Below are 21,922 nucleotides of genomic sequence, written 5' to 3'. Positions count from 1 at the left end.
TTTTTTCTTCGCCAAATGTTCTACACCCCCTGTTTACAAAAATAATTCTCTATCTATTGTTTGATTTAGTCAGATGGTTTATTCAAACGGGCAAATGCCTAATTTCTAGAGAAAACGCCCATTATTTACACATTTACCCAGTTATTGAATAGTCTATCCTAGAAAAATAGAGGAGGCGCTTTCCCTATGGATTTTTTAAATGTGCCAAAACGAACCTCCGGGCATCGCACTTATGGCTTAACCTCAGTAATTGATTTTGGAACTCCGTTGGGCGAATTGCGAAGTATTTTAGAGGATTACGATCACATGATTGATATCGCGAAAATTGGCATCGGTTCAGCCTATGTTACCCCAAAATTACGCGAGAAAATTGCTCTCTATAAAGAACATCAGATTAAACCTTATTGTGGCGGAACTTTTTTTGAAAAATGCTTTTACCAAAAAAAGGTTCCTGAGTATTTATCAGCCTTGCATGAGCTTGGCATTGAATGGGTTGAGATTTCTAATGGAACGTTAGATATACCTCTAGAGGAGAGGCTTCAGCTCATCAATGAAATTAAAAAGGATTTTAATGTAATTGCCGAAGTTGGCTCTAAAGATGCTGGGAAAGATATGGCGATTTCGGAGTGGAAGAAAGAAATACAACTATTACTGCAAGCGGGCAGTCAGTATGTCATAACCGAAGGAAGAGATTCGGCCACATCTGGCATTTATGAAAAAAGCGGTCAAATTAAACAAGGGCTAATTCGTGAAATTCTAGATGACATCGACAGCCGGAATATCATCTTTGAGGCACCGACTGCTAAGCATCAAATGTACTTTATTAATGAAATCGGCCCAAATGTCAACCTTGGAAATGTTCGATTAAACGATGTACTAGTGTTAGAAACACAACGGCTAGGGTTGCGAAGTGAAACCTTTTTTCTGGAGGGATAATTCATGCAAATAACATTAATTCGTCATCTCCCTACAGATTGGAATAAAAAAACCTGGCTCCAAGGACGGAAGGATATCTCCATCGCTCCTGTGACGGAAATTTTCCAAAAAGGTATTTCTCAAAACCAACGTACATTAAAAACTCTTGCCCCCTTTGACATCATTCTAGCAAGCAGGCTAAAGAGAACCCATCAAACTGCATTTCTCTACGGCAAAACCGCGGAAACGGAAAGCTTATTAGATGAATTGGATTTTGGTCCTTTCGAAGGACTTCCAAAATCAGAGTTAATAGTCCAACACGGTGAGAGATGGCTAAACTCTCCGAAGGACCTCGTATTAGGTGAGAGTCTTAATGACCTAGAAAAGCGAATCACGACTTTTTTAGAAAAATACAAATCGTACCGAAATCTACTTGTTTTCGGCCATGGGTCTTGGATACGAGCCATTGTATCTTATCACCAATATGGAGATATCAACCAGATGAATAAGTTAGCAGTCGACAACAACCAGTGCATCATTTTGCAGTTTGACTTTTAGGGAGAAGGAGGTTTAGAAATGGATCAAATTTTAACCTACCAAAATTGGGATGATCAATCGGTTCAAGCGCTCTTGAAACGTTCCCCTGACTATTTGGATATATTAAAATGGGCTTATCGTGAATATGCTGATGACGAGATTGTTTATGCCTGTAGCTTTGGCGCAGAGGGAATCGTATTAATTGACTTAATCCATAAGGTTAAAAAGAATGCAAGAATAGTCTTTCTTGATACAGGCCTACATTTTCCCGAAACCTATGAATTAATCGAAAAAGTGAAGGAGCGTTATCCAAACTTGCATATAGAGTTGGTAAAACCGAAATCCTCCATAGAAGAGCAGGCGAAATGGTATGGGGAGGAATTATGGAAACACAATCCGAATCTATGCTGCCATATGCGCAAGGTTGTTCCGCTTAAGGAAACGTTAAATGCTGTAACCGCGTGGATTTCCGGTCTACGCCGTGAGCAATCACCAAGCAGAAGCCAGGTTCAATACATTAACCGCGATGCTAAATTTCAAAAAATAAAAATTTGTCCGCTGATTCATTGGACTTGGGAAGACATCATGACATATATCCATTTAAATCAACTACCCTATAATCCACTACATGATCAACTTTATCCAAGTATTGGCTGTGCTCCGTGTACACTCCCAGTTTCTAGTGAAGACGATCAACGGGCTGGTCGCTGGGCAGGTCATACGAAATCTGAATGCGGTCTCCACCTTTCGGAAAATTAATAAGCTTGGAGTGAAAATATAATGAGTGAAAGTGTTCCACATGGTGGGAAAATAATCAATCGAATTAAACTCAATCATCCCATCAATTTTTTACTAAATCATATCGAACTCGACAAGATGGCCTTAAGTGACTTGGAGCTGATTGCAAACGGAGCCTATAGTCCACTCGAGGGCTTTATGACAAAAGCAGATTACGATTCTGTCGTCAAAAACATGCGTCTAACAAACGGCCTCCCTTGGTCATTACCCATTACTTTGGCCGTTGATGATAAAAATGCAAAGCAATTAAGAATTGGAGAAACAGTCAATCTGATTCTGCAAGGGACTGTTTATGGCATCATGGAAATCCGCGAAATTTATACACCTGATAAAAACATCGAATCATTACATGTATTTAAAACCACAGACCTAAACCACCCAGGCGTCAACAAACTGTTCGAACGTCCGAGACACTATGTCGCCGGACCGATAACCTTAGTGAAAAAGCCAAAGAAGCATAAATTCGATTCGTACTATTTGGATCCTCTACAAACAAGAAGAAAATTTAAGGAGTTAGGTTGGAGCACAGTGGTAGGATTTCAAACTCGAAATCCTGTTCATCGCGCCCATGAATATATTCAAAAAACGGCACTAGAAACCGTTGATGGTCTATTTTTAAATCCATTAGTTGGCGAAACAAAGTCCGACGATATTCCAAGCGAAATTCGGATGAAAAGCTATCAAGTATTACTGGAAAATTATTACCCCAAAGACCGAGTATTTCTATCGGTATTCCCTGCTGCCATGCGCTATGCGGGACCACGGGAAGCCATTTTTCATGCATTGGTGCGAAAGAACTTCGGTTGCACCCATTTTATTGTTGGCCGAGACCATGCCGGCGTAGGAAATTATTATGGCACCTATGATGCACAAAAAATCTTCAGCAACTTTACCGAATCAGAACTTGGCATTAAGCCGCTTTTTTTCGAGCACAGTTTCTATTGTCGTAAGTGTGAAAACATGGCCTCTGAAAAAACTTGCCCACATGATCAGGAGCACCATGTGATTCTATCAGGCACCAAGGTTCGTGGGATGTTAAAAAATGGCGAACAGCCACCAAAGGAATTCAGCCGTCCGGAAGTGGTGGAGATTTTAATAGAAGGTATGAAAGAAGTATACTCCAATAACTAAGGGGTGTAAAAAATGGAAAAAAGTAATAACCTGACCTGGCATCAGACTACTGTAACAAAGGAACACCGATTTGTTGCAAGTGGCCATAAAGGCTGTGTCCTCTGGTTTACCGGCTTATCCGGCTCAGGGAAATCGACATTGGCCAATGCAGTTGACTTTACGCTATTTTCGAATAGGTGCCGTAGCTATGTACTGGACGGAGACAATATCCGACACGGTTTAAATAAGGACTTAAGTTTCCGCCCCGAGGACCGAAAAGAAAATATTCGCCGTATCGGTGAAGTCGCAAAACTCTTTGTCGACAGCGGTCAAATCATCTCAACTGCATTTATTTCGCCCTTTCGCGAGGACCGAGAGTTAGTTCGAAATTTGTTTGCCGCAGACGAATTTATTGAAATTTATGTAAAATGCCCGATTGACGTTTGCGAGGTTCGCGACCCAAAAGGTCTCTATAAAAAAGCACGTAAAGGGGAAATCGCTGACTTTACTGGAATCAGTTCCCCATACGAAAAACCAATTCGACCAGAGATCGTTATCGAAACCCATAAAACAACTGTCGAAAATGCGGTTACGGAAATCTTAGCCTATTTAAAAGAAAAGAAGATCCTTTGATAAGGGTCTTCTTAACGTTTTCGCGACTGTGGCGTCAAGAGGTTATAATAAACTCTTCGAAAATTTACTACATAAATGAAATCGATAATATTGGTTGAGATTAACTGACAAATAATCGCGTAGATGACAATTTTATAATCAATCACAAGTGAAGTTAACAGGAAGATACAAAAGTTAATTCCCATCATCACTTTCCCAGGACTCCACCTTTTATAAGTAGCAATCATTAGGGCAGGTATGACCATCCCACCGCTTGAAGCCCCCGCCCTTATCAAGAGCCCCACTCCAATCCCAAAAATGATACTTCCAGCCAAAATATCAATTAAGATATGTGAATGCGGAATCATGATGGATGAGGTAAAAAAGCTAACCGTAAGCGATGTCGTCGCAACCGCAAGGACTGTCTTAATAGTCCATGTATAACCAAAGTATTTAAGCGCAAAGACTAAAAATACAACATTAGCAAGCCAAAGGGAGAAACCGAGTGGGAATTCAAACCAGTGATTTATCAGGAGCGCAATCCCTGCAGCCCCACCTGAGGGAATGGCATGCGGAAACAAAAACAAGCTCATCGCCAAGCCCTGCAACAGAGCCCCGATTAATAAACTCGCATAGGTTAAAAGAAACCGCTTTTTCATCAACCTGACTGATCCTTTAAGTGCAAATTTTCTAGCGCCAACACACATTCCCCCCTACATCACCGCTCCCTTGTCCATTTTATGTACGGATGCGGGGGAATATGATTTGATGGGGAATGAAAAAATGACAAGCATAGGGTTTTTATTTTGGTTTGATTCCCGTATTTGAATAATGTCAAGGTTTGGCGTTTATCCTAACGTTAAAAAAGGGTTGGATTAGATGACGATTGTTCGCCTTGGTTTTGTTGCCATGAGTATGGAACTCCAAAACGCTTCCCCATCCAAAACGATGACATTTGCCCAATTTCAGAAAATCGCCAACCGGGAATCGGCCATTCGAAAATTGGAAAAAATTGCGCAAACAAACTTACATAATACCCTACGAATTTTAAAACATAGCGTAGCTTCAGAGATTCGTTTTTATCGGCTGACCTCTAGGCTTATTCCTTTGGCCAATCATGATGAACTTCTTGATTGGGAATATCACAAACCGCTTAAGCCGCAACTGCGGGAAATTGGGGACTTCATTAGGAAACACCAAATCAGAGTCGATTTCCATCCCGATCACTTTGTCTTGATTAATTCGTCGCAAGCACATATTTTGAAGAACTCAATCAATACTTTAAAATTACACTATCGTTTATTAAAGACAATGGGAATTAATCCGACACATCGATGTGTAATGCATGTTGGCGGCAAATATAACGATACCGAAAGCTCACTTGAACAATTTATCGAAAGTTGGATGAATGTTCCATCCTCCATCCAAAAGATGATTATGTTAGAAAATGACGACACTTCTTTTACAGTGGAAGACACGCTTTATTTATGTGAAAAACTAGACATCCCACTCGTGTTTGATTATCATCACCATCTTGCCCATCATCAAAATGACAATTGGGAAGTCCATTGGGAGAGAGTGGTGCATACCTGGAGCCAGTCGCCACTCCCGATAAAAATGCATATTTCCAGTCCAAAAAGCACTAAAGAGTTTAGGCATCATTCAGACTTTATCGAGGTTGAGATGTTTTTCAAATTCCTCAATGCAATTAAAGGAAGCGTGCCGCAAATTGACTGCATGATTGAGGCAAAGAGAAAAGATGAGGCCCTATTTCAGCTAATGGAGGAAATCAAGGAACGGAAGGATGTTAGGGTTATTGATGGTTCTACCTTTGAATTGAAATAGATGGCTTTGGATCTGGCCTATGAGGACATCAGTTCCGCTATTTTGCCTAAAATGGCCATTTTCAAGGTGCTGGCGGACACACGATCCGTTATTTGATCGAAATAGGGGGATTTTAGACCCGAACTGAGCAAATAACGGAACCAGTGTCCTCCAAAACTTAATATAAGGCAGTTTTTAACCAAATAACGGATTCTATGTCCGGTTTGTTTCACAAAAAATAATTAATTTGCGCAAAGCAAAAAGCTATTTAAAGATTTTTCATTTACATTTGCTTCATTCATCAGTTCGTAATAGCTAGTGACCAATGTTTGAATCATTCGGGGAACATTTGTGAATTCTTCACGAATATTATTCGCATAATTTTTTTCCCACCTACCATCCGGTAAATAAGTAGCATTGATTATCATTTGTTTTTCAATTTGAAAATCTGCCTTTTCAAGCAACTCCTGAATTTGCCTTTTATGAAACAAGTTTTGGACATTCCCGCCACTATCAACGAAGTTGGAGTGTAAGGCCAAAATAGAAACGGCACAAAAATGAGCCCGTTGGTTTATGTCTGTAAAATCCAAATCCCATTCAGCAAAACATATACTCTTTGCCCTTCCTCGCAATTTAATAAAATAACCAAGCAAATCTTCAGGGTGCTTGAAATACCAGGAACTATGAGATAACACAACAACATCAAAAACTTCGTCAAATTCAAAAGTTGCAAAATCGGTTTCAAAATGGAAGGTAATCCGATCTCCCAAAGCAGACGCCTTTATCCGATCTGTTGCCTCTCCTAACGTCAACGGTGCACCATAATCCCGGTTAGCAATATCAATGGCGACAACTTTTCCGCTTTCTCCCACTGCATCTGCTAAAGCAACGGTTGTATCCCCCTGGCCACAGCCAATTTCCAATATCCTCATTCCTTTTCTCAGCCCGAATGCTTCCACTAAATCAAATCGGTGCTGCAACTGAACCTGCTGAATTTCATCATTTTCAAATAACTTGTATTTAGATAAAAACGCCATTGTTTTATCGTTCAACTCAACTGATGCCATCCATCCAACTCCTCGTATAATTCATTTATATACATTTCGACAACTTGTTGCCATTCACCTTTTGATTTCAAGTCAAAAATCACCGATTATCTACACAAAATCACAAAAAAAGTGACAGGCACCACCCATTACAGTGCCTGTCACCGATTTTCTCAAAGCGAAACGTTTCTACTAATCTTTGACTCTTTATGTGTGGCAATCGATTGATTCATCCCTTGGACCGGACTAATTTTTACTGCGATACGGGCTGGAATTAACGCACCTACTAATCCGACAATCACTGGTACCACAACCACTACTAGTATCCAAATTTCCTTAAAGGGCAGTTGCTGATAAATTAAACTAATCAGGCCCAATGCGGCAAGATAACCAAATAAGCCTGCTAAAACACCTGTAATCAACCCTTCCAGGAGAACGAGCGATTGGACGGATTTATTGCTCCATCCCAACGCTTTTAAGACGGAAAGCTCAGCACTCCTTTCCGAGACGTTTTGCCACATAATTTCATACGTTGTTAAAATCGCAATCAACAGGCAGACACCCAGGATAATATAATAGGAAACGCCAATCTCCATGGCGACAAATTCTCCTAACCAAGTGGTATAAAGCACCCCTTTTAACCGGAACGAAATGAAAATGAAAAACATTAGTAGGGCTGTCGGCAACAGAATAGCCATAACGGATAAGGCATTTCTCTTCCACTTTCCGAAAAAATGGCCAATTGCCATCGAGACAATTCCATACACCTTTGTTAATCGGCGTGAATTCAGCGAGACTTCACCTGAACTCATCGCTTCTTTCGGTTGAATTCGTCTAACAATAATGGCCGGAATGATGGCCCCCACTACATAAATCACAAAGCCAATCAGTCCGATGAGCGAAAATTTCATCACGGACAATGGCACATTATCATCACTTTGATAATAGGCAACAAAGCTCATCGCCAAGGAGGATAGAGCGACAAATAACCCGAGAATGAAAGCTTCGTAAAAAACCATTTTGACGAGATTACTACTCCTCCAGCCAATGGCTAGCAGCAAGGCCAATTCCTTCTTTCGAGCTAAAAAGGAAACAATATTCGTTGAGATAACATAGATAATTGCTACGAGCATGATGATAAACATTAAGGCACTAGACCCCATTTTGGATTCCTTGTAAATCCCGAACGATGCGCCAAGATGGACCCAGGGCTGCTCTATCCACCCCATTGCCTCCTTCTTACCCGCTGCGGGAACGTAACTGAGAGTGGCTTGTGGGGAAGAACCTAAAGTAATGTCAGTGATGAGTCCTGTTTGCGTTTCAATCTCATTGGCGACTTTTTCAAGGGTTGCTTGACTAGACTCACTGAAGTTTTCTACCCCAGCCACCTTGACCCGAATCGCACTAATTGGCCTATCCCCCATAATATTCTCGGCCGCTTCAATCGTCGTCAATAATACAGGTGGACTTGTTAGAAGACTATAGGCTGAGCCTTCATTTTGAATCGTAGTTGGAGGATTTACCGGGTTCCCGTCCTTATCTAACACAAGACTAGCAGTGGCCGGGCGGTATGTTTCCATCGGGACATCGGTTAACGGATCCATCGTTAAAGCCAGTTTCGAAGGATCATAGACGCCGATATAATAAGGCTCCATCTTTGGAGCGTCTAACCAGTCTTCCGCATAATAGTCTAATGCACGGTAAGCGTACTTTTCGTTTTCACCTTTGTAGATTTTCTGAGGCTGAACTTCAAAAGCATATTGCCATTTTTCTTTAAATGGACTTTGAATTTCTTTATATACTAAAGGTGAAGCCTTTGTTGAGATCATCCAAGAAAAGTCTGCATCGTATTTTGGATGGTTAAACGTCTCTTGTGTCACAGGATCAATCCCTGTCAGTTTACCAAGAAAAATTCGATGCCCTAGCTCTGAATCATAGCTGTAATGTTTAAATGGCTTGGTTTCAATTGTCTTTAAATATTTTTCACCACCTTTTTCTAAAACCGTATCCATCGTTTTCTTGGCAGTCTCTTGATCGGAAAAAGGCAGATCCAATCTCTCAATCGTAAAATCATAGGTTTCTTTCACAAAAGGTTCCTTACTGACCAGCAGCGGAATATGAGACATGCTAAAAGGTTTGCCGCTGCTATGTACCCCTTTACTTTCCGTCACTCCGTCTTCATCTCTAAAGTAGCGGCTAAAACCCATTTTGACAATCGACTGATCAAGACCAACCAGCTTCGATTCCTCAACGGGATCAACTCCGACGATTAACTGATTGGTCTGAGAAAATAAAAACCCTGGCCAACCGACTAATCCGTATGGAAAATATGCTTCCGGTACATCCCCCTTAGCCGGGGTCCATTCTTTCGAAGTAAAGTAACCGGTAAAAGAATCCCGTTCTTCCTCGCGAAATCCGTTATCAGACATTGTCTTAAAGGTAATCCTATAAACCCCCGGCTCCATGGTTCTCCGATCAATTGTATCGAAAGTGACAATAGCTGATGTATTTCCGATTACGGCAATGGGGGCAGCAATCGCTACATCCTTGATATTTTTAATTTTATTGAGCTGTTCAAGGCTGATTCCTCCTGAAATCCCACTTAAATAGTTCGGTTCCAGTAGCTGATAATCTTCCGTGATACTTCTTGAATCTGGTGGCCGTACAACAATATCATAAGAGGACTTCCATTTCTTTTGTAAAAGATATTCAATCGTACCCCGGCTCGTTTCTTGCACCCCAGATATGTATCCTAATCCAGAACTAATGATAATTGCCCCGATTAGCATCGGTAGCACTCGTTTCTTATTTCTCAGCCAGTTTTGCAAAATGAATCGTAACACAAACTTCCCCCTCTCCTTATTCCTATTAATAAGACGCATACAAATGGAAAAATTATTCAAAATATTCAATATAAAAATTCCATTCGGTATTAGGAAAATTTTTACTCTTTAAGGAAAATCTATTTACATATTAGAAAATGTAATATAACATACGATATATAACATATGTTATCCAATAACTATTAGGAGTCATACTCATGCCACCAAAGACAAAGTTCACCAAGGAAGCCATTATTAATACAGCATTTGAGATTGCAAAGACTGAAGGGTTAGACAGTATTACCGTCAGAAAGGTAGCGGATAAATTGGGAAGCTCGATTGCCCCTATTTATGTGAATTTTACTGAAGTTGAGGAGTTGAAACAGGAAGTTTTAGCAAAGGTCCACGATATTGCCCAACAAATGTTAATGACACAATACAGTACAAATCAATTTCTAAATATTGGCATTTCGGGTATTAAATTTGCTAGGGAGTACAGCGTCCTGTTTAAAGACCTTATTTTTAACAGTAGCCGCTACTTAAAAAAGGTGAATCCTTCGCGCACGAACATTATGGATCAGATGAAACAATCATCCACACTTAGCGGCTTTACTAACGAGGAACTGGGAGAAATTTTGTTTAAAATGCAAGTTTTTCAACTTGGGCTTTCCATCATGGATGTAAATGGCATGCTACCGGAGCATTTTGATGAAGAAACCATCATTAAGGTGTTAGAAAGCGCGGGCCAAGATGTAATATCTTCAGCTCGTTTACGGCAAAACGAAAAAGAATAAAGGGATAATAAGGGAGATGAGGAAATGACAAAGGTACAAATGGAAATTGAACAATTTTTTAAAACAAAAGTGGAAAAAGATGCAAAGATTCACAATGCATTATTACGAGTCCATTCAGAGAAGCACGGTATTGATGTCTGTATTTCTACCGGGGAAGAATCCATTCATGCCGAACAGCCTTTTTACATCGCCAGTATAAGTAAACTGTTTACTTCGGTTCTATTTGGACAACTGGTTGAGCAAGGCTACTGTTCATATGAGGATAAAATTTCTCGTTTTTTAGATGAAGATTTACTAAAAAACCTCCATATTTTCAAAGAGAAGGATTATTCAAACGAGATTAAAATCAAACATTTATTAAATAACACTTCAGGGTTAAATGATTTCGTCGAAGATAAGCCGTTAAAGGGAAAAGCAATGCCTGATCTCCTCGTTGATGAGCCAAATCGGACATGGACTCCTAGGACAGTGATTGAGTGGGCAAAGGAGAATATGAAAAACCATTTCCCTCCAGGAGAAGGATTTCATTATTCTGATACGGGATACCATTTATTAGGGTTTATTATTGAGAAAATGACAGGGCTACCTTTACATGAAGTTCTTAGAAAAAATATCTTTGAACCACTGGATATGAAACACTCGCATTTCTCACGGACTAAACCAATAGAACACAGCCCATATGAAGTGGCAAAGTTATATATGCGTGATACAGATATTACAAATAACCAGAGTTTGAGTATCTTGTACGCGGGTGGTGGTGTTGTATCAACTACTGCTGACTTATTAAAATTTATGAAAGCATTAGTCAATGGTCGAGTACTACAGAAAGAAACAATTGAGACGATGAAGGGAGACTGGGGTAAGTTCTTTTTAGGAATTGATTATGGCTATGGTTTAATGAACATCAAAACGGTTCCGGTCTTAATGCCTGCCAAATTTAACTCTTGGGGAAATGCTGGATCCACTGGTTCGTTTATGTTTTACCATCCTGCTACCGATGCTTATATCATCGGAACTCTAAATCAATTCGGGTATGGTCAAAAGGGAATTCGATTAATGCTACAAATTGCTGATAAGCTCTTAAAGGCTACAAAAAAAGCTGCGGTTGTTTCGTAAAGCATAGATCTAGCTCGATTCATTTTGGATCTATGGTGTCAAATCGGGAGACAACACTCGATCTTTGCACCCACAATTTCCTATTAACCAAAAACGGTCACCAAGACATGACCTTGGTGACCGCTTTTTAGTTATCTGTCAATTTATTCCATTTATTATACCTGCTCTGTTTCGACCGATAATATCTTTAATTCTTCACCGTCAAATTTAAAAGTAAACACACTTCGATTTTTTTGGATTATCTCTTCAGTTGTAGAAAGGTTTTCCCTAACAGATAATTCATAAGTATCTTCCATTAGTTTAAACTTCGGGTTAATGAGATTTAGTTCAATATCATTACTATCTAAATTTTCAGGGGTCCCTGAATAAGAAATATCCTTATCTGTGTCTGGGTGAATTAATTTTTCCAAATTATTTATATCCTTTTCCAAACTTAAAAAGATATATTCCTCCACTAAGTCCATCGCCTGTTCTTCAATCAGATCAAAAGGTACTTCAGACTTAGCCGTGATTTTAAATTGCATCTCTCCACTTGTGTAGGTTGGCTTTTGATCGTTATAAGCATCTTTGTAATGTACCTTAATAGTATCACCGATATTAAAATTCACACTTGCCAACTTATATTCGGTAAAAGACTCATTTTCGATTAGATCCGTTACCTTATCTTTATAAACAAAGTCTTTATTATTTACTTTAAAAATAACTTTTGCTTCATTCGTCTCTTTATTTACAACCACCTGTTGTTCTGTCACAACCCCGCTAACTTCTGCAACATGAGTGAAAACATAAATGCTATAGGCTAGCCCTAAAATCGCTAAAAATGAAAAGACGATTTTCATTTTTTTGCTCACTTTTATATCTTGTATATCGTATCTCATCTTTGGCCCTCCTAATATGAATTTCCTAGTTTGTGAAGGTATTATTCTTATATAATACCACATTTACAAAAATAAAAAAATAAGGCACATACTGCCTAAAATAGCCATATTTTGTATTAAAAAAAGAGGATGCTTATTATGCAAAACTTTCAATCCATTTGTTATCAATTTGCTGAAATTCTAAACGGTAAACCAAAAGTAAAGTCTGGAGTTTGTTCGGTTGAACTAGATCGTCATCTAAATGTTACCATTCAAGGGAGACCGATTCGCGGTGAGCTTGGTTCGGAAATCATGTTCGAAGCAATGGATTCCTATGGTAATACACTTAATCGGGGCGAGAGTGTTATTCTTGCTGAAGAGATTCTACCATTTACAAAAATTTTAGTTAGACATGGTATTCATATTGGTGCCATTCATAATCACTGGTTGTTTGCAGAACCAAACATTCTATATATTCACTTCCAATCGGTGGAACCTCCATTAGTTTTTGCCCAAAAAATTGCAGAAGCTCTAAGAGTTCTAAAATAATTAGGGAACCCTCCACACGGGTTTCCTTTTTTTCATTAACCTATCCGGGCGTTTATACATACATTTAAGAAGCGGTCGCATCACCTGTTATTACATAATACAGATGTAAAAATAAAAGTTGAGCATCCTCCTCTTATCCTAAACTACCTGCATTTTTTTCGTCATAGACTCATAAAATTAAACGATTAATCAATTAACTAAGGATACCATTATCATGTTTCCTATATTTTCACTAACCTTAGAAAGGAGGATTAAGTACCTATGCATATTATCGGGAAAGGAATTCCCCGAAAAGATTCCCATGAAAAAGTCACCGGTCGTGCCAAATATACAGCTGATTTTCAGTTCACCGAAATGCTGCATGCACGATTAGTCACAAGCCCTTATGCACACGCCCTCATAAAAAGTGTCGATAAAATCGCAGCGCAAAAAATCCCAGGTGTTCGGGCAGTTATTACCGGTGAAAAATATCCTCTTACAGGGGAGGAGCTACGAGATCGTCCACCTATCGCAACGGAACGCGTTCGGTTTCAAGGAGAGGTCGTCGCGATTGTGGTAGCAGATACTCCATATATAGCAGAGCAAGGCACACAAGCTGTTATGGTTCAATATGAATTACTTCCTGTTGTTAATTCACCTTCCGAAGCCCTAAGGTCGGATGCCCCCCTTCTTCACCCTAATCTAGACAAGTATAAGAAAATCCAACAAGTTTATCCCGAACCCGGAACCAATATTGCGACTCGAACAAAAATTCGAAAAGGTGATTGGAAAAAAGGTTGGACTGAAAGTGAAGTCATGGTAGAAGAACATTTTGCCTTTCGACCATCCGACCATGCAGCAATGGAAACTAGAAGTTCATTTGCGCAAATCCATCCAAATGGTATGATCGAAATCACGTCTTCCTCACAAGCGCCATTTATGATAAAAAAATTGATTGGTCAGTATTTTGGCATTACCAATGGTCAAATTAGAGTAAATACGCCATTAGTCGGTGGAGCATATGGAGGCAAAGCATCGACTCAGCTGGAGATTTTGGCGTATATCGCCACCAAGGAAGTAAACGGTCGGTTAGTTAAAATCGTCAATACACGTGAAGAAGATATGCTGACTTCGCCGGTACATATTGGGTTAGAGGCGAAGGTAAAGCTCGGAAGTACAAAAGACGGAATTCTAAAGGTTGCTGAACTTACTTACCTTTGGGATGGCGGTGCATACTCAGATAAATCAATTGATTTAAGTCGTGCGGGAGCTGTCGATTGTACAGGTCCTTATCATATTGAGAATATTTGGTGTGATTCCTTATGCATGTACACTAACCATCCGTACGCTGCTCCCTTTAGAGGGTTTAGCCATTCAGAGGTTCATTTTGCCTTTGAACGAGCCATGGATGTTCTCGCGAAAAAATTAAATATTGACCCACTTGAATTAAGGAATAAGAATGCCATTTTGCCAGGTCACACCACCCCTACCCAAGTACTGTTAAATTCTAGTACCGTTGGGAATCTGCCAAAATGCATTAGCAAATTAAAAGAATTAATAAATTGGCAAGAAGGGCCGATTAAGGATCTTGGAAATCATCGTGTACGTGCAAAAGGAATTAGTTGCATTTGGAAGACTTCCACGATTGATCCCAATGCAAGTTCTGCAGTAGTATTAATTTTTAATCCCGATGGAAGTATTAACCTTATTTCAGGTGTAATCGAAATCGGAACAGCCACAAAAACAATACTTGCACAAATTTTAGCAGAAAAATTAAAGATGGATGTTAATGATATCCATGTACAGTTCGAAGTCGATACATTAAATACGCCGGAACATTGGAAAACAGTTGCTAGTCGAGGAACTTATATGGCTGGAAGAGCGGTATTAGCAGCTGCAGAGGATATTATAAGTCAATTAAAAAATATAGCATCATTCATTTTAAGGGCACGGGAAGATGATTTAGAAGTCGGTTATGGAAAAGTGTATGTACGAGATGAGCCTAAAATGAGTATTCCTATTAAAGAGATTGCTTATGGATATACCTTTCCTAATGGCAATACAATCGGGGGTCAGATTATTGGGAGAGGTCACTTTGTGATAAGAGGAATGACTTATCTAGACAAAGAAACCGGGGCAGGTAGACCAGGCCCTGAGTGGACTGTAGGAGCTGAGGGTGTAGAAATCGAACTAGATTTAAAAACCTTTAGGTATAAGATTTTGAAAGCAATAGCGGTCATTGATATTGGAAAGGTGTTAAACGAAAAAACAGCTGTAGGTCAAGTAAAGGGTGCGATGAGTATGGGACTATCATTCGCTGCCAGAGAATCGTTTTGGTTTGACTCTCACGGGAGGGTTCTAAACCCACAATTACGAACATACCGACCAATTCGTTTTGGTGAACATCCCAAGTACGAAGTTGCTTTTATTGAAACACCAGAATTGGACGCTCCTTATGGAGGAAGAGGAGTTGGGGAGCATGGTTTAATCGGGATGCCTGCTGCCCTAGCCAATAGCCTTTCGACCGCATTATCCGTCAACATCAACTATTTGCCCCTCATTCCTGAATTATTATGGAAAATCAAGCGGGGTGAAAAATAGATGCTTGCTGCCAATATCGAATACTATAAACCGATGACCATTGAAGAGGCTGTGGAACAATTTTCTAGATTAATTAAAGAAAATAAATATCCTATGTATTATGGCGGAGGGACGGAAATATTAACACTTGGCCGCCTCAACCTTATCCAACCAGGAGCAGTTATCGATATCAAAGCGATTAAAGAAACTCTTGCACACGAATTTCATCATGAGAATTTTATTTTTGGAGCGAACCTTCCCCTTACTTATATTGAAGAAAAAAATACCTTCCCTTTACTAACTCAAACATCCATAGGGATTGCTGATCATACAGCAAGAAATAAAATCACGCTCGGCGGCAATCTGCTTGGGAAAATATTCTATCGGGAAGCAATCCTACCATTCCTGATTTGCGATAGTAAAGCAGTCATTGCCGGATATAATGGCCAAAAAACATTTCCCATCCTGCAAATTTTTAATGAAACAATCCAATTAGAAGAAGGGCAGTTCTTGGTTCAGCTATTCATAGAAAAAAAATATCTTACTTTACCATTTGTCGTCCTCAAAATTCGTCAACAATGGGAGACCGGTTACCCTCTATTAACTGTAGCCAGTATGAAAGTAGAGAATCAGTTGCGATTTGCCTTTAGTGGGCTTTGCCCCTTCCCCTTCCGATCCCAGGAGGTAGAGGCCGAATTGAATAAGACATTTTTACCAATAGAGAAACGAATCGAAAACGCCATAGAGCATCTCCCATCTCCTGTACTAGATGATTTGGAAGGTTCAAAAGAGTACCGATTATTTGTGCTAAGGAATACATTGATAGAGATAATCAACGAATTGGAGGGGAAAGAATAATGGTCAATCCTCCTACAAAAAAAATAAATGTTACGCTAGATGTCAATGGTGAAAAGCGACAGGTCGATATTCGTCCAATCGACACTCTTCTATACGTTCTTCGTAATCAACTAGCACTAACAGGAGCAAAACCCGGATGTCTAAATGGGGATTGCGGCGCTTGTTCAGTGATGGTCAATGATACCGTCTATAAATCATGCATTTTCCTCGCCATTGAGACAGAGGGAAAAAAGATTACAACAATTGAAGGGCTGAAGGATTCCCCCATTCAAGAGGCATTTATTAAACATTTTGCTTTTCAGTGCGGTTATTGTACGCCAGGATTTATCATGAATATTTCTTCACTTCTTCTTAAACATCCACGTCCTACCTATGAAGTGATAAAAGAATGGTTAGCTTCTAATATTTGTAGATGCACTAGCTATCAAGAAATAGAAGAAGCGGTAAATTCGGTATTAGAAGGTCATTTTGACGGCACATCTGAATAATCTGTTAACCCATCTGAGTTGTATCACTTTCTTTTCGTTCGGTAAAGAAGAAAATAAAAACGCCAATGGCTAACGCCATAAGAAAAATCTGTGAGTCAGAAGGTTTAATTGTCGGTAAATCGGTTAAGAACATGAACACCATTCCCTTATTCATACTTAAAAACCATCGGAGCAAAATCGAAGTGCTTTGATACTATTTTTCTATAAAAATGATAATTTCTTTTGAGAGACGGCAATGTCGGCTGGTAGAGCGGCGCCCCAAAAATCGGTCCGCTCACATTAATGGAAAACCTACTTGGACCAAGAACAGAACTAATTACACGAATTTTATCGACAATTAACAAAATAGCGATGATAATATCTATTACATCAATCAACCCTGTTGCAACCCTATTTTTCCCTTCTAAACGAGCTCTACCGAATAGAGGACCGCTTAAGGAAAGGCTAAATTCTGGAGGCGTTATAAAAACACCAATGATTGTAATTTGCCCCGTTAACAATAATCCAGCTGTAACGATATTTAGATCTCTTTGCAGGGAAGCAATCAATCGAAGCTCCTCTTGAGTTTGGCAATCATTTTGCATGTAGTATCACTCCCCTAAGCCCATATTATTCCGGGAAAAGAAGGAGTGTGAATAAATACCATTTTATCTGTTAAAATTTATTCCAAAGAGACCGGACAATTTTGCCCGGTCTCCCTTTATTATTCTGGCTATTTGTATTCGTTAGCAACAAAATGGCATTGAAGGCATTGGCCAACAACATGACATTGGCATCGGTGGTGGACAACATGGCATCGGCATCGGTGGTGGACAACATGGATTAAACATCGGGAAACAACATGGTTCCATTATTGGGAAACAGCATTCATTAAAAGCTGGCATCGGTAAAGGCGGACAACCTAAATAACTCTGTGGGGCAACATACTGTGGTGCAACATACTGCGGTGTAACATACTGCGGTGTAACCACAGGAGCACTCGGAAAAACTTGCGGTGCAACAACCGCTGGAGCTGGGGCAACATACGGACTAACTAAGGGCTTTTTTTCCATCTTTTCTACACTCCTCTTAAAAGTAATGACTTCGAGAGCAGTTTATGTGTCTACCCAGCAAAAGGCATAGACGTTCACCTAATTAAATATTTATTTTTTCCTAGGACAACTGCCCAAGAATAGTTCATTTACCCACATATACTGCTCTTGAAAAACAGAGGAGGGATAAAATGAACCTAGAGATACAAAATCAACATTTACTAGGCAATCAGATGGTGGATCCGAATGATACCAGAATCATTGGCAGATTTGGATTTGGACGACCGTTTGGATTTGGTGGATTTGGATTTGGTCGACCATTCGGCTTCGGGAGATTTGGCTGGGGGCGTCCATGGGGATGGGGCGGATTTGGATTTCCATTTTTAGGAGGGTTGGCAGGAGGATTACTACTTGGTAGCGCTCTCGCGGGTCCTTGGGGATACGGAGGCTACGGATATGGATATCCTTATTATGGATACGGCTTCGGTTATCCTTATGGATATGGATTTGGTTATCCGTATATTTAGTCTGCACTTTTGCCAATAAAAAGAAGGTCACTCCTTGCCTGGTGACCAATTATCATTAAAATAGTGGATTGAAAGGTCAATAAAACCCTAAGTCGGGATCATTGACCTTTTTTAATAGGAAGATACCTTTAATTCATCAACACCTTACATATTTCCGTTTAAATCCGAGCTTCCCTCGATTGATTTCCTTTTCGATATTTTCGGTGGCAAGAAGAATGCTACTTTTTTTCTTTTCGCGTTTAATCTCGACAGGACCGACTTTTTTGGCGGTTTCCACTGCCATCTCGTGGCATGGTAAAAAGGAAATCGCAACAGTGTAGATAAAATTATTCATCGCCGACTTGGCGCGGTCTGCGGAATCGTGAATCGTATTTTCCACTTCCTCCAACATACTAGCAATCTTACTTGGACTAAATTCACTGTCCTTTCGATTCCCCAAAAGCCAGCAGTAACAACTCCAGCCAGCAGACATTTTAAGTTCTTCCCCACTTGCGATCCATTTATCGGCAACCTCTTGGGCAATATCGGTTTCAGACAAAGTTACCGCAACAACATAATCCGACAACATGTAAAAATACGCTTCATCTATCCATCGTTCAAAATCCGCCGCAGTCATCGCATTTGGATCGGCAATGATTCCAGCGAAATACATCGCATCGTAATTACCCGTGGCATATAGCTGTTCGGCTAAAGGTTGGTTTTTCTTAATAATCTTTGAAAGAGGCTTCATGGCACCTGTGGCCACACCAAAAAGGGGTTCATGTGCACCATTACCTATGTAGGTCTTTTTCAATCGTTCCTTTCCCAGTGCCTCCAATTCCTGCATAACCGTTTCAAAATCCATCAATTTCACTTCTTTCTTTTAATATCGATTCTACCTACATTATAACCGAATGTTGATTTGGCGGGAAAAAGTGTAGTGCCCCTAGGCGGAAAGTAAAAAACGGCCCTAAAGTTAACTTTATGGCCGTTTTTTTTGTCGTTAACATGTCTCGATTGATAGTCCTAGAACTTTAAATAATACCAGTTAATAAGTACACAGCAATGATAAAGAAGGCTGCGATCGTTTTAATAATCGTAATGGCAAAAATGTCACGATAAGATTGTTTATGGGTTAAACCGGTAATTGCAAGTAGGGTAATTACAGCTCCGTTATGCGGAAGTGTATCCATCCCACCTGAAGCCATGGAAATGACACGGTGCATAACCTCGAGCGGAATACCGAATTGATTCGCTAATTCGATATATTTCTCCGCCATAATCCCTAATGAAATCGCAATACCGGCAGATGCGGACCCCGAAATGGCCGATAGAACATTTGTCGTTACGGCTCCGTTTAATAATGGATTCACAAACACCTTGGAAATTCCATCTCTGGCAATTGTGAAACCAGGTAAATTGGAAATAACGGCACCGAAACCATATTCAGTCGCGGAGTTCATGATCGCTAATAGCGCACCTGCAATTCCGACATTCATGCCTGTTTTAAAATTGAGAATAACAGGTTTACGATTATAGATAATCGTTGTAATAATACCGACAATAAGGGCAATTTCTACTGACCAAATACCAACGACTTTTGCTGTTTCAATACTTGGAAAATCTAAGCCAATAGCTGAAAAATCGAAACCATTAGGGTACCATTTCGGAATTAATGTCGTAAATACTTTATTCAACACACCGACAAGGACAACTGGTACGAAGGCAAAAATTCGGCGCCCGACACTTTCGGTTTGGTTGAAGTCAATTTCAACTTGTTGTTCTTTAATCGTTCCAAAGCTATCGTAACCTTCTCCGGCTTTTTCTGCTTTTTTACGACGTGATTCTAGATACCACATACCTAAAATAAAGATGAAGATTGCTCCGATTATCCCAAGAGTTGGAGCTGCATAAAGATTCGTTTTAAAGAAGGTTGTCGGGATAACGTTTTGCACTTGGGGAGAACCCGGTAGCGCATCCATTGTAAATGTAAAGGAGCCTAACGCAATCGTCCCCGGAATTAACCGCTTCGGAATATTGGATTGTCTGAATAGGTTTGCTGCAAATGGATAGACAGCAAAAGCTACTACTACTAAACTTACACCACTATAAGTAAGGATGGCACATAGTAAGACAATAACTAACATCGCCCGTTTGCGTCCTACTAATTGTATGAGAGTGGTCGCAATCGAACGAGCTAAACCTGACATTTCTACTACTTTCCCAAAAATAGCTCCTAAAAGGAAAATAGGAAAATATAGTTTAATATATTCGACCATTTTTCCCATAAAAACGTTCGAGAAAAATGGAAAGACCCAATCTGGATTTGTTAAAAATACCGCAAACAAGGCACAAATAGGGGCAAAAATGATAACTGAAAATCCTCGGTATGCGATAAACATTAACATCCCAAGTGCTAATAGAATAATAAGTAATTCCATAAATTATCTCCTTGTAATCAGGTTAGTGACTTTTCTTCCAAACGATTAATGTTTGTTTTTGGCAATTTCAGCAGCGACTTCGACGATCATGTCTTCTTGTCCGCCAACCACTTTCCGTTTTCCTAATTCTATTAAAATATCACGAGAGTCCACACCAAACTTTTCCGCAGCACGTTTTGCATGTAAGGCAAAGCTTGAGTAAACACCTGCATAACCAAGTGTTAAGCTATCCTTTGTGATTTCTTGCACTACTGGCAAAATCGGTGCAATAATATCTTCCGCTAAATCCATCATCTTGTATAAATCTACTCCAGTTTGGATTCCCATCCGTTCTAAAACCGCTACGAGTACCTCCGTTTGTGTATTACCAGCACCCGCTCCAAGACAACGTACACTTCCATCAATCCGAGTGGCACCTTCTTCAATAGCGACAAGGGTATTGGCCATCGCTAGAGATAGATTGTTATGACCATGGAAACCAATATTCACACCAACAGATTGTTTTAACGCACGAATCCGCTCACGAACTTGATTTGGTAATAAATAACCTGCAGAGTCAACAACGTATACAGAATCAGCACCATAGCTTTCCATTAACTTTGCTTGTTCAACTAGTTTATCAACAGGAGCCATATGATTCATCATTAGAAATCCTACTGTTTCCATTCCTAGTTCTTTTGCATAAGCAATATGTTGAGGAGCCACATCTGCCTCAGTCACATGGGTAGCAATACGAGCCATTTTGGCTCCAAGGTTCGCTGCTTGTTTTAATTCATGTAAAGTGCCGATACCTGGTAAAAGAAGTACAGCAATCTTTGACTTATCCGCAACCGAAACAGCTGCTTCAATTAATTCCATTTCATTTGTATGGGAAAGACCATATTGTAAGGAAGACCCAGCCAAACCATCTCCATGGGATACTTCAATAAAAGGAACATTAGCGTCATTTAAAGCTTTCGTAATTTGTAATACTTGCTCTACTGTGTACTGATGATTTAAGGCATGGCTTCCATCTCGCAATGCCACCTCTGTAATGAGGATATCTCTCGCAGTTGTCAT

At 39.8% G+C, this 21,922-nt stretch carries 23 protein-coding genes; 13 read left to right on the top strand and 10 right to left on the bottom strand.

Going from position 1 to position 21,922, the window contains the following annotated elements:
- Positions 1-186: 186 nt before the first annotated feature.
- Genes ACX9YW_RS16725 through cysC form a run of 5 tightly spaced genes read left to right on the top strand, consistent with a single transcriptional unit; the run spans position 187 to position 3,993 of the window.
- Positions 187-936, top strand: a complete 750-nt coding sequence (locus tag ACX9YW_RS16725; RefSeq protein WP_460348499.1) for a phosphosulfolactate synthase — start codon at positions 187-189, stop codon at positions 934-936.
- Between the two features lie 3 nt (positions 937-939).
- Complete coding sequence (locus ACX9YW_RS16720) at positions 940-1,473, top strand: histidine phosphatase family protein (RefSeq protein ID WP_460348497.1); 534 nt, start codon at positions 940-942, stop codon at positions 1,471-1,473.
- 18 nt (positions 1,474-1,491) lie between these two features.
- Positions 1,492-2,211 (top strand): phosphoadenylyl-sulfate reductase, encoded by a 720-nt coding sequence (locus tag ACX9YW_RS16715; protein WP_460348495.1) that lies wholly within the window; start codon positions 1,492-1,494, stop codon positions 2,209-2,211.
- 21 nt (positions 2,212-2,232) lie between these two features.
- On the top strand, positions 2,233-3,381 hold the full coding sequence (gene sat, locus ACX9YW_RS16710) for a sulfate adenylyltransferase (RefSeq protein ID WP_460348493.1): 1,149 nt from the start codon (positions 2,233-2,235) through the stop codon (positions 3,379-3,381).
- Positions 3,382-3,393: 12 nt separating this feature from the next.
- Positions 3,394-3,993, top strand: a complete 600-nt coding sequence (cysC, locus tag ACX9YW_RS16705; RefSeq protein ID WP_460348491.1) for an adenylyl-sulfate kinase — start codon at positions 3,394-3,396, stop codon at positions 3,991-3,993.
- 11 nt (positions 3,994-4,004) lie between these two features.
- Here cysC and ACX9YW_RS16700 read toward each other — a convergent pair whose 3' ends face one another.
- Positions 4,005-4,631 carry a YitT family protein gene (locus ACX9YW_RS16700; protein WP_460348489.1) on the bottom strand — a complete coding sequence of 209 codons (627 nt, stop codon included), beginning with the start codon at positions 4,629-4,631 and terminating at the stop codon, positions 4,005-4,007.
- A 220-nt stretch (positions 4,632-4,851) separates the two neighbouring features.
- On the opposite strand from ACX9YW_RS16700, the gene uvsE reads away from it, so the two are divergent.
- Positions 4,852-5,817, top strand: a complete 966-nt coding sequence (gene uvsE, locus ACX9YW_RS16695; protein ID WP_460348487.1) for a UV DNA damage repair endonuclease UvsE — start codon at positions 4,852-4,854, stop codon at positions 5,815-5,817.
- A gap of 221 nt (positions 5,818-6,038) precedes the next feature.
- Here uvsE and ACX9YW_RS16690 read toward each other — a convergent pair whose 3' ends face one another.
- Together ACX9YW_RS16690 and ACX9YW_RS16685 are read right to left on the bottom strand one after the other, a co-directional pair.
- Positions 6,039-6,863 (bottom strand): SAM-dependent methyltransferase, encoded by an 825-nt coding sequence (locus ACX9YW_RS16690; protein ID WP_460348485.1) that lies wholly within the window; start codon positions 6,861-6,863, stop codon positions 6,039-6,041.
- A 152-nt stretch (positions 6,864-7,015) separates the two neighbouring features.
- The gene (locus ACX9YW_RS16685; protein ID WP_460348483.1) at positions 7,016-9,685 is read right to left on the bottom strand and encodes an ABC transporter permease; all 2,670 of its coding nucleotides are present in this window, start codon (positions 9,683-9,685) and stop codon (positions 7,016-7,018) included.
- Between the two features lie 197 nt (positions 9,686-9,882).
- Here ACX9YW_RS16685 and ACX9YW_RS16680 point away from each other — a divergent pair, with 197 nt between their 5' ends.
- On the top strand, positions 9,883-10,458 hold the full coding sequence (locus tag ACX9YW_RS16680; RefSeq protein ID WP_460348481.1) for a TetR/AcrR family transcriptional regulator: 576 nt from the start codon (positions 9,883-9,885) through the stop codon (positions 10,456-10,458).
- A gap of 24 nt (positions 10,459-10,482) precedes the next feature.
- Positions 10,483-11,574 carry a serine hydrolase domain-containing protein gene (locus ACX9YW_RS16675; protein WP_460348479.1) on the top strand — a complete coding sequence of 364 codons (1,092 nt, stop codon included), beginning with the start codon at positions 10,483-10,485 and terminating at the stop codon, positions 11,572-11,574.
- Positions 11,575-11,729: 155 nt separating this feature from the next.
- On the opposite strand, the gene ACX9YW_RS16670 is transcribed toward ACX9YW_RS16675, so the two are convergent.
- Complete coding sequence (locus ACX9YW_RS16670) at positions 11,730-12,452, bottom strand: hypothetical protein (RefSeq protein ID WP_460348477.1); 723 nt, start codon at positions 12,450-12,452, stop codon at positions 11,730-11,732.
- Positions 12,453-12,590: 138 nt separating this feature from the next.
- Here ACX9YW_RS16670 and ACX9YW_RS16665 point away from each other — a divergent pair, with 138 nt between their 5' ends.
- The 4 genes from ACX9YW_RS16665 to ACX9YW_RS16650 all read left to right on the top strand — a co-directional run bounded on the left by ACX9YW_RS16665 (position 12,591) and on the right by ACX9YW_RS16650 (position 16,885).
- On the top strand, positions 12,591-12,980 hold the full coding sequence (locus tag ACX9YW_RS16665) for a DUF1259 domain-containing protein (protein WP_460348475.1): 390 nt from the start codon (positions 12,591-12,593) through the stop codon (positions 12,978-12,980).
- 261 nt (positions 12,981-13,241) lie between these two features.
- Positions 13,242-15,560 carry a xanthine dehydrogenase family protein molybdopterin-binding subunit gene (locus ACX9YW_RS16660; RefSeq protein ID WP_460348473.1) on the top strand — a complete coding sequence of 773 codons (2,319 nt, stop codon included), beginning with the start codon at positions 13,242-13,244 and terminating at the stop codon, positions 15,558-15,560.
- Positions 15,561-16,397 (top strand): FAD binding domain-containing protein, encoded by an 837-nt coding sequence (locus tag ACX9YW_RS16655; RefSeq protein ID WP_460348471.1) that lies wholly within the window; start codon positions 15,561-15,563, stop codon positions 16,395-16,397.
- Positions 16,397-16,885 (top strand): (2Fe-2S)-binding protein, encoded by a 489-nt coding sequence (locus tag ACX9YW_RS16650; RefSeq protein WP_460348469.1) that lies wholly within the window; start codon positions 16,397-16,399, stop codon positions 16,883-16,885. The genes ACX9YW_RS16655 and ACX9YW_RS16650 overlap by 1 nt, the downstream gene beginning before the upstream one ends.
- Before the next feature lie 4 nt (positions 16,886-16,889).
- On the opposite strand, the gene ACX9YW_RS16645 is transcribed toward ACX9YW_RS16650, so the two are convergent.
- The 3 genes from ACX9YW_RS16645 to ACX9YW_RS16635 all read right to left on the bottom strand — a co-directional run bounded on the left by ACX9YW_RS16645 (position 16,890) and on the right by ACX9YW_RS16635 (position 17,937).
- Positions 16,890-17,039 (bottom strand): hypothetical protein, encoded by a 150-nt coding sequence (locus ACX9YW_RS16645; protein ID WP_460348467.1) that lies wholly within the window; start codon positions 17,037-17,039, stop codon positions 16,890-16,892.
- Entirely contained in the window at positions 17,032-17,469 is a 438-nt protein-coding gene (locus ACX9YW_RS16640) for a hypothetical protein (protein WP_460348465.1), read from the bottom strand. Before ACX9YW_RS16640 ends, ACX9YW_RS16645 begins: the two co-directional genes overlap by 8 nt.
- A 141-nt stretch (positions 17,470-17,610) precedes the next feature.
- Positions 17,611-17,937 (bottom strand): hypothetical protein, encoded by a 327-nt coding sequence (locus tag ACX9YW_RS16635; protein WP_460348463.1) that lies wholly within the window; start codon positions 17,935-17,937, stop codon positions 17,611-17,613.
- Between the two features lie 170 nt (positions 17,938-18,107).
- Between ACX9YW_RS16635 and ymaG the strand changes: the two genes are divergently transcribed.
- Positions 18,108-18,443, top strand: coding sequence for an inner spore coat protein YmaG (ymaG, locus tag ACX9YW_RS16630; RefSeq protein WP_460348461.1), 336 nt, complete (start codon positions 18,108-18,110; stop codon positions 18,441-18,443).
- A gap of 136 nt (positions 18,444-18,579) precedes the next feature.
- Here ymaG and ACX9YW_RS16625 read toward each other — a convergent pair whose 3' ends face one another.
- The 3 genes from ACX9YW_RS16625 to dmpG all read right to left on the bottom strand — a co-directional run bounded on the left by ACX9YW_RS16625 (position 18,580) and on the right by dmpG (position 21,922).
- On the bottom strand, positions 18,580-19,287 hold the full coding sequence (locus ACX9YW_RS16625) for a DNA alkylation repair protein (protein WP_460348460.1): 708 nt from the start codon (positions 19,285-19,287) through the stop codon (positions 18,580-18,582).
- A 169-nt stretch (positions 19,288-19,456) separates the two neighbouring features.
- The gene (locus ACX9YW_RS16620) at positions 19,457-20,632 is read right to left on the bottom strand and encodes a GntP family permease (protein WP_460348566.1); all 1,176 of its coding nucleotides are present in this window, start codon (positions 20,630-20,632) and stop codon (positions 19,457-19,459) included.
- Between the two features lie 276 nt (positions 20,633-20,908).
- The gene (dmpG, locus tag ACX9YW_RS16615) at positions 20,909-21,922 is read right to left on the bottom strand and encodes a 4-hydroxy-2-oxovalerate aldolase (protein WP_460348458.1); all 1,014 of its coding nucleotides are present in this window, start codon (positions 21,920-21,922) and stop codon (positions 20,909-20,911) included.

The organism is Pseudoneobacillus rhizolycopersici (assembly GCF_054786815.1).
This window is presented reverse-complemented; position numbering and strand designations above follow the sequence as displayed.

Bases quoted from the DNA above. Each gene is read 5' to 3' on its own strand.
- ACX9YW_RS16725 (WP_460348499.1), top strand. From the start codon at position 187: ATGGATTTTTTAAATGTGCCAAAACGAACCTCCGGGCATCGCACTTAT.
- ACX9YW_RS16720 (WP_460348497.1), top strand. From the start codon at position 940: ATGCAAATAACATTAATTCGTCATCTCCCTACAGATTGGAATAAAAAA.
- ACX9YW_RS16715 (WP_460348495.1), top strand. From the start codon at position 1,492: ATGGATCAAATTTTAACCTACCAAAATTGGGATGATCAATCGGTTCAA.
- sat (WP_460348493.1), top strand. From the start codon at position 2,233: ATGAGTGAAAGTGTTCCACATGGTGGGAAAATAATCAATCGAATTAAA.
- cysC (WP_460348491.1), top strand. From the start codon at position 3,394: ATGGAAAAAAGTAATAACCTGACCTGGCATCAGACTACTGTAACAAAG.
- ACX9YW_RS16700 (WP_460348489.1), bottom strand. From the start codon at position 4,631: ATGAAAAAGCGGTTTCTTTTAACCTATGCGAGTTTATTAATCGGGGCT.
- uvsE (WP_460348487.1), top strand. From the start codon at position 4,852: ATGACGATTGTTCGCCTTGGTTTTGTTGCCATGAGTATGGAACTCCAA.
- ACX9YW_RS16690 (WP_460348485.1), bottom strand. From the start codon at position 6,863: ATGGCATCAGTTGAGTTGAACGATAAAACAATGGCGTTTTTATCTAAA.
- ACX9YW_RS16680 (WP_460348481.1), top strand. From the start codon at position 9,883: ATGCCACCAAAGACAAAGTTCACCAAGGAAGCCATTATTAATACAGCA.
- ACX9YW_RS16675 (WP_460348479.1), top strand. From the start codon at position 10,483: ATGACAAAGGTACAAATGGAAATTGAACAATTTTTTAAAACAAAAGTG.
- ACX9YW_RS16670 (WP_460348477.1), bottom strand. From the start codon at position 12,452: ATGAGATACGATATACAAGATATAAAAGTGAGCAAAAAAATGAAAATC.
- ACX9YW_RS16665 (WP_460348475.1), top strand. From the start codon at position 12,591: ATGCAAAACTTTCAATCCATTTGTTATCAATTTGCTGAAATTCTAAAC.
- ACX9YW_RS16660 (WP_460348473.1), top strand. From the start codon at position 13,242: ATGCATATTATCGGGAAAGGAATTCCCCGAAAAGATTCCCATGAAAAA.
- ACX9YW_RS16655 (WP_460348471.1), top strand. From the start codon at position 15,561: ATGCTTGCTGCCAATATCGAATACTATAAACCGATGACCATTGAAGAG.
- ACX9YW_RS16650 (WP_460348469.1), top strand. From the start codon at position 16,397: ATGGTCAATCCTCCTACAAAAAAAATAAATGTTACGCTAGATGTCAAT.
- ACX9YW_RS16645 (WP_460348467.1), bottom strand. From the start codon at position 17,039: ATGAATAAGGGAATGGTGTTCATGTTCTTAACCGATTTACCGACAATT.
- ACX9YW_RS16640 (WP_460348465.1), bottom strand. From the start codon at position 17,469: ATGCAAAATGATTGCCAAACTCAAGAGGAGCTTCGATTGATTGCTTCC.
- ACX9YW_RS16635 (WP_460348463.1), bottom strand. From the start codon at position 17,937: ATGGAAAAAAAGCCCTTAGTTAGTCCGTATGTTGCCCCAGCTCCAGCG.
- ymaG (WP_460348461.1), top strand. From the start codon at position 18,108: ATGAACCTAGAGATACAAAATCAACATTTACTAGGCAATCAGATGGTG.
- ACX9YW_RS16625 (WP_460348460.1), bottom strand. From the start codon at position 19,287: ATGGATTTTGAAACGGTTATGCAGGAATTGGAGGCACTGGGAAAGGAA.
- ACX9YW_RS16620 (WP_460348566.1), bottom strand. From the start codon at position 20,632: ATGTCAGGTTTAGCTCGTTCGATTGCGACCACTCTCATACAATTAGTA.
- dmpG (WP_460348458.1), bottom strand. From the start codon at position 21,922: ATGACAACTGCGAGAGATATCCTCATTACAGAGGTGGCATTGCGAGAT.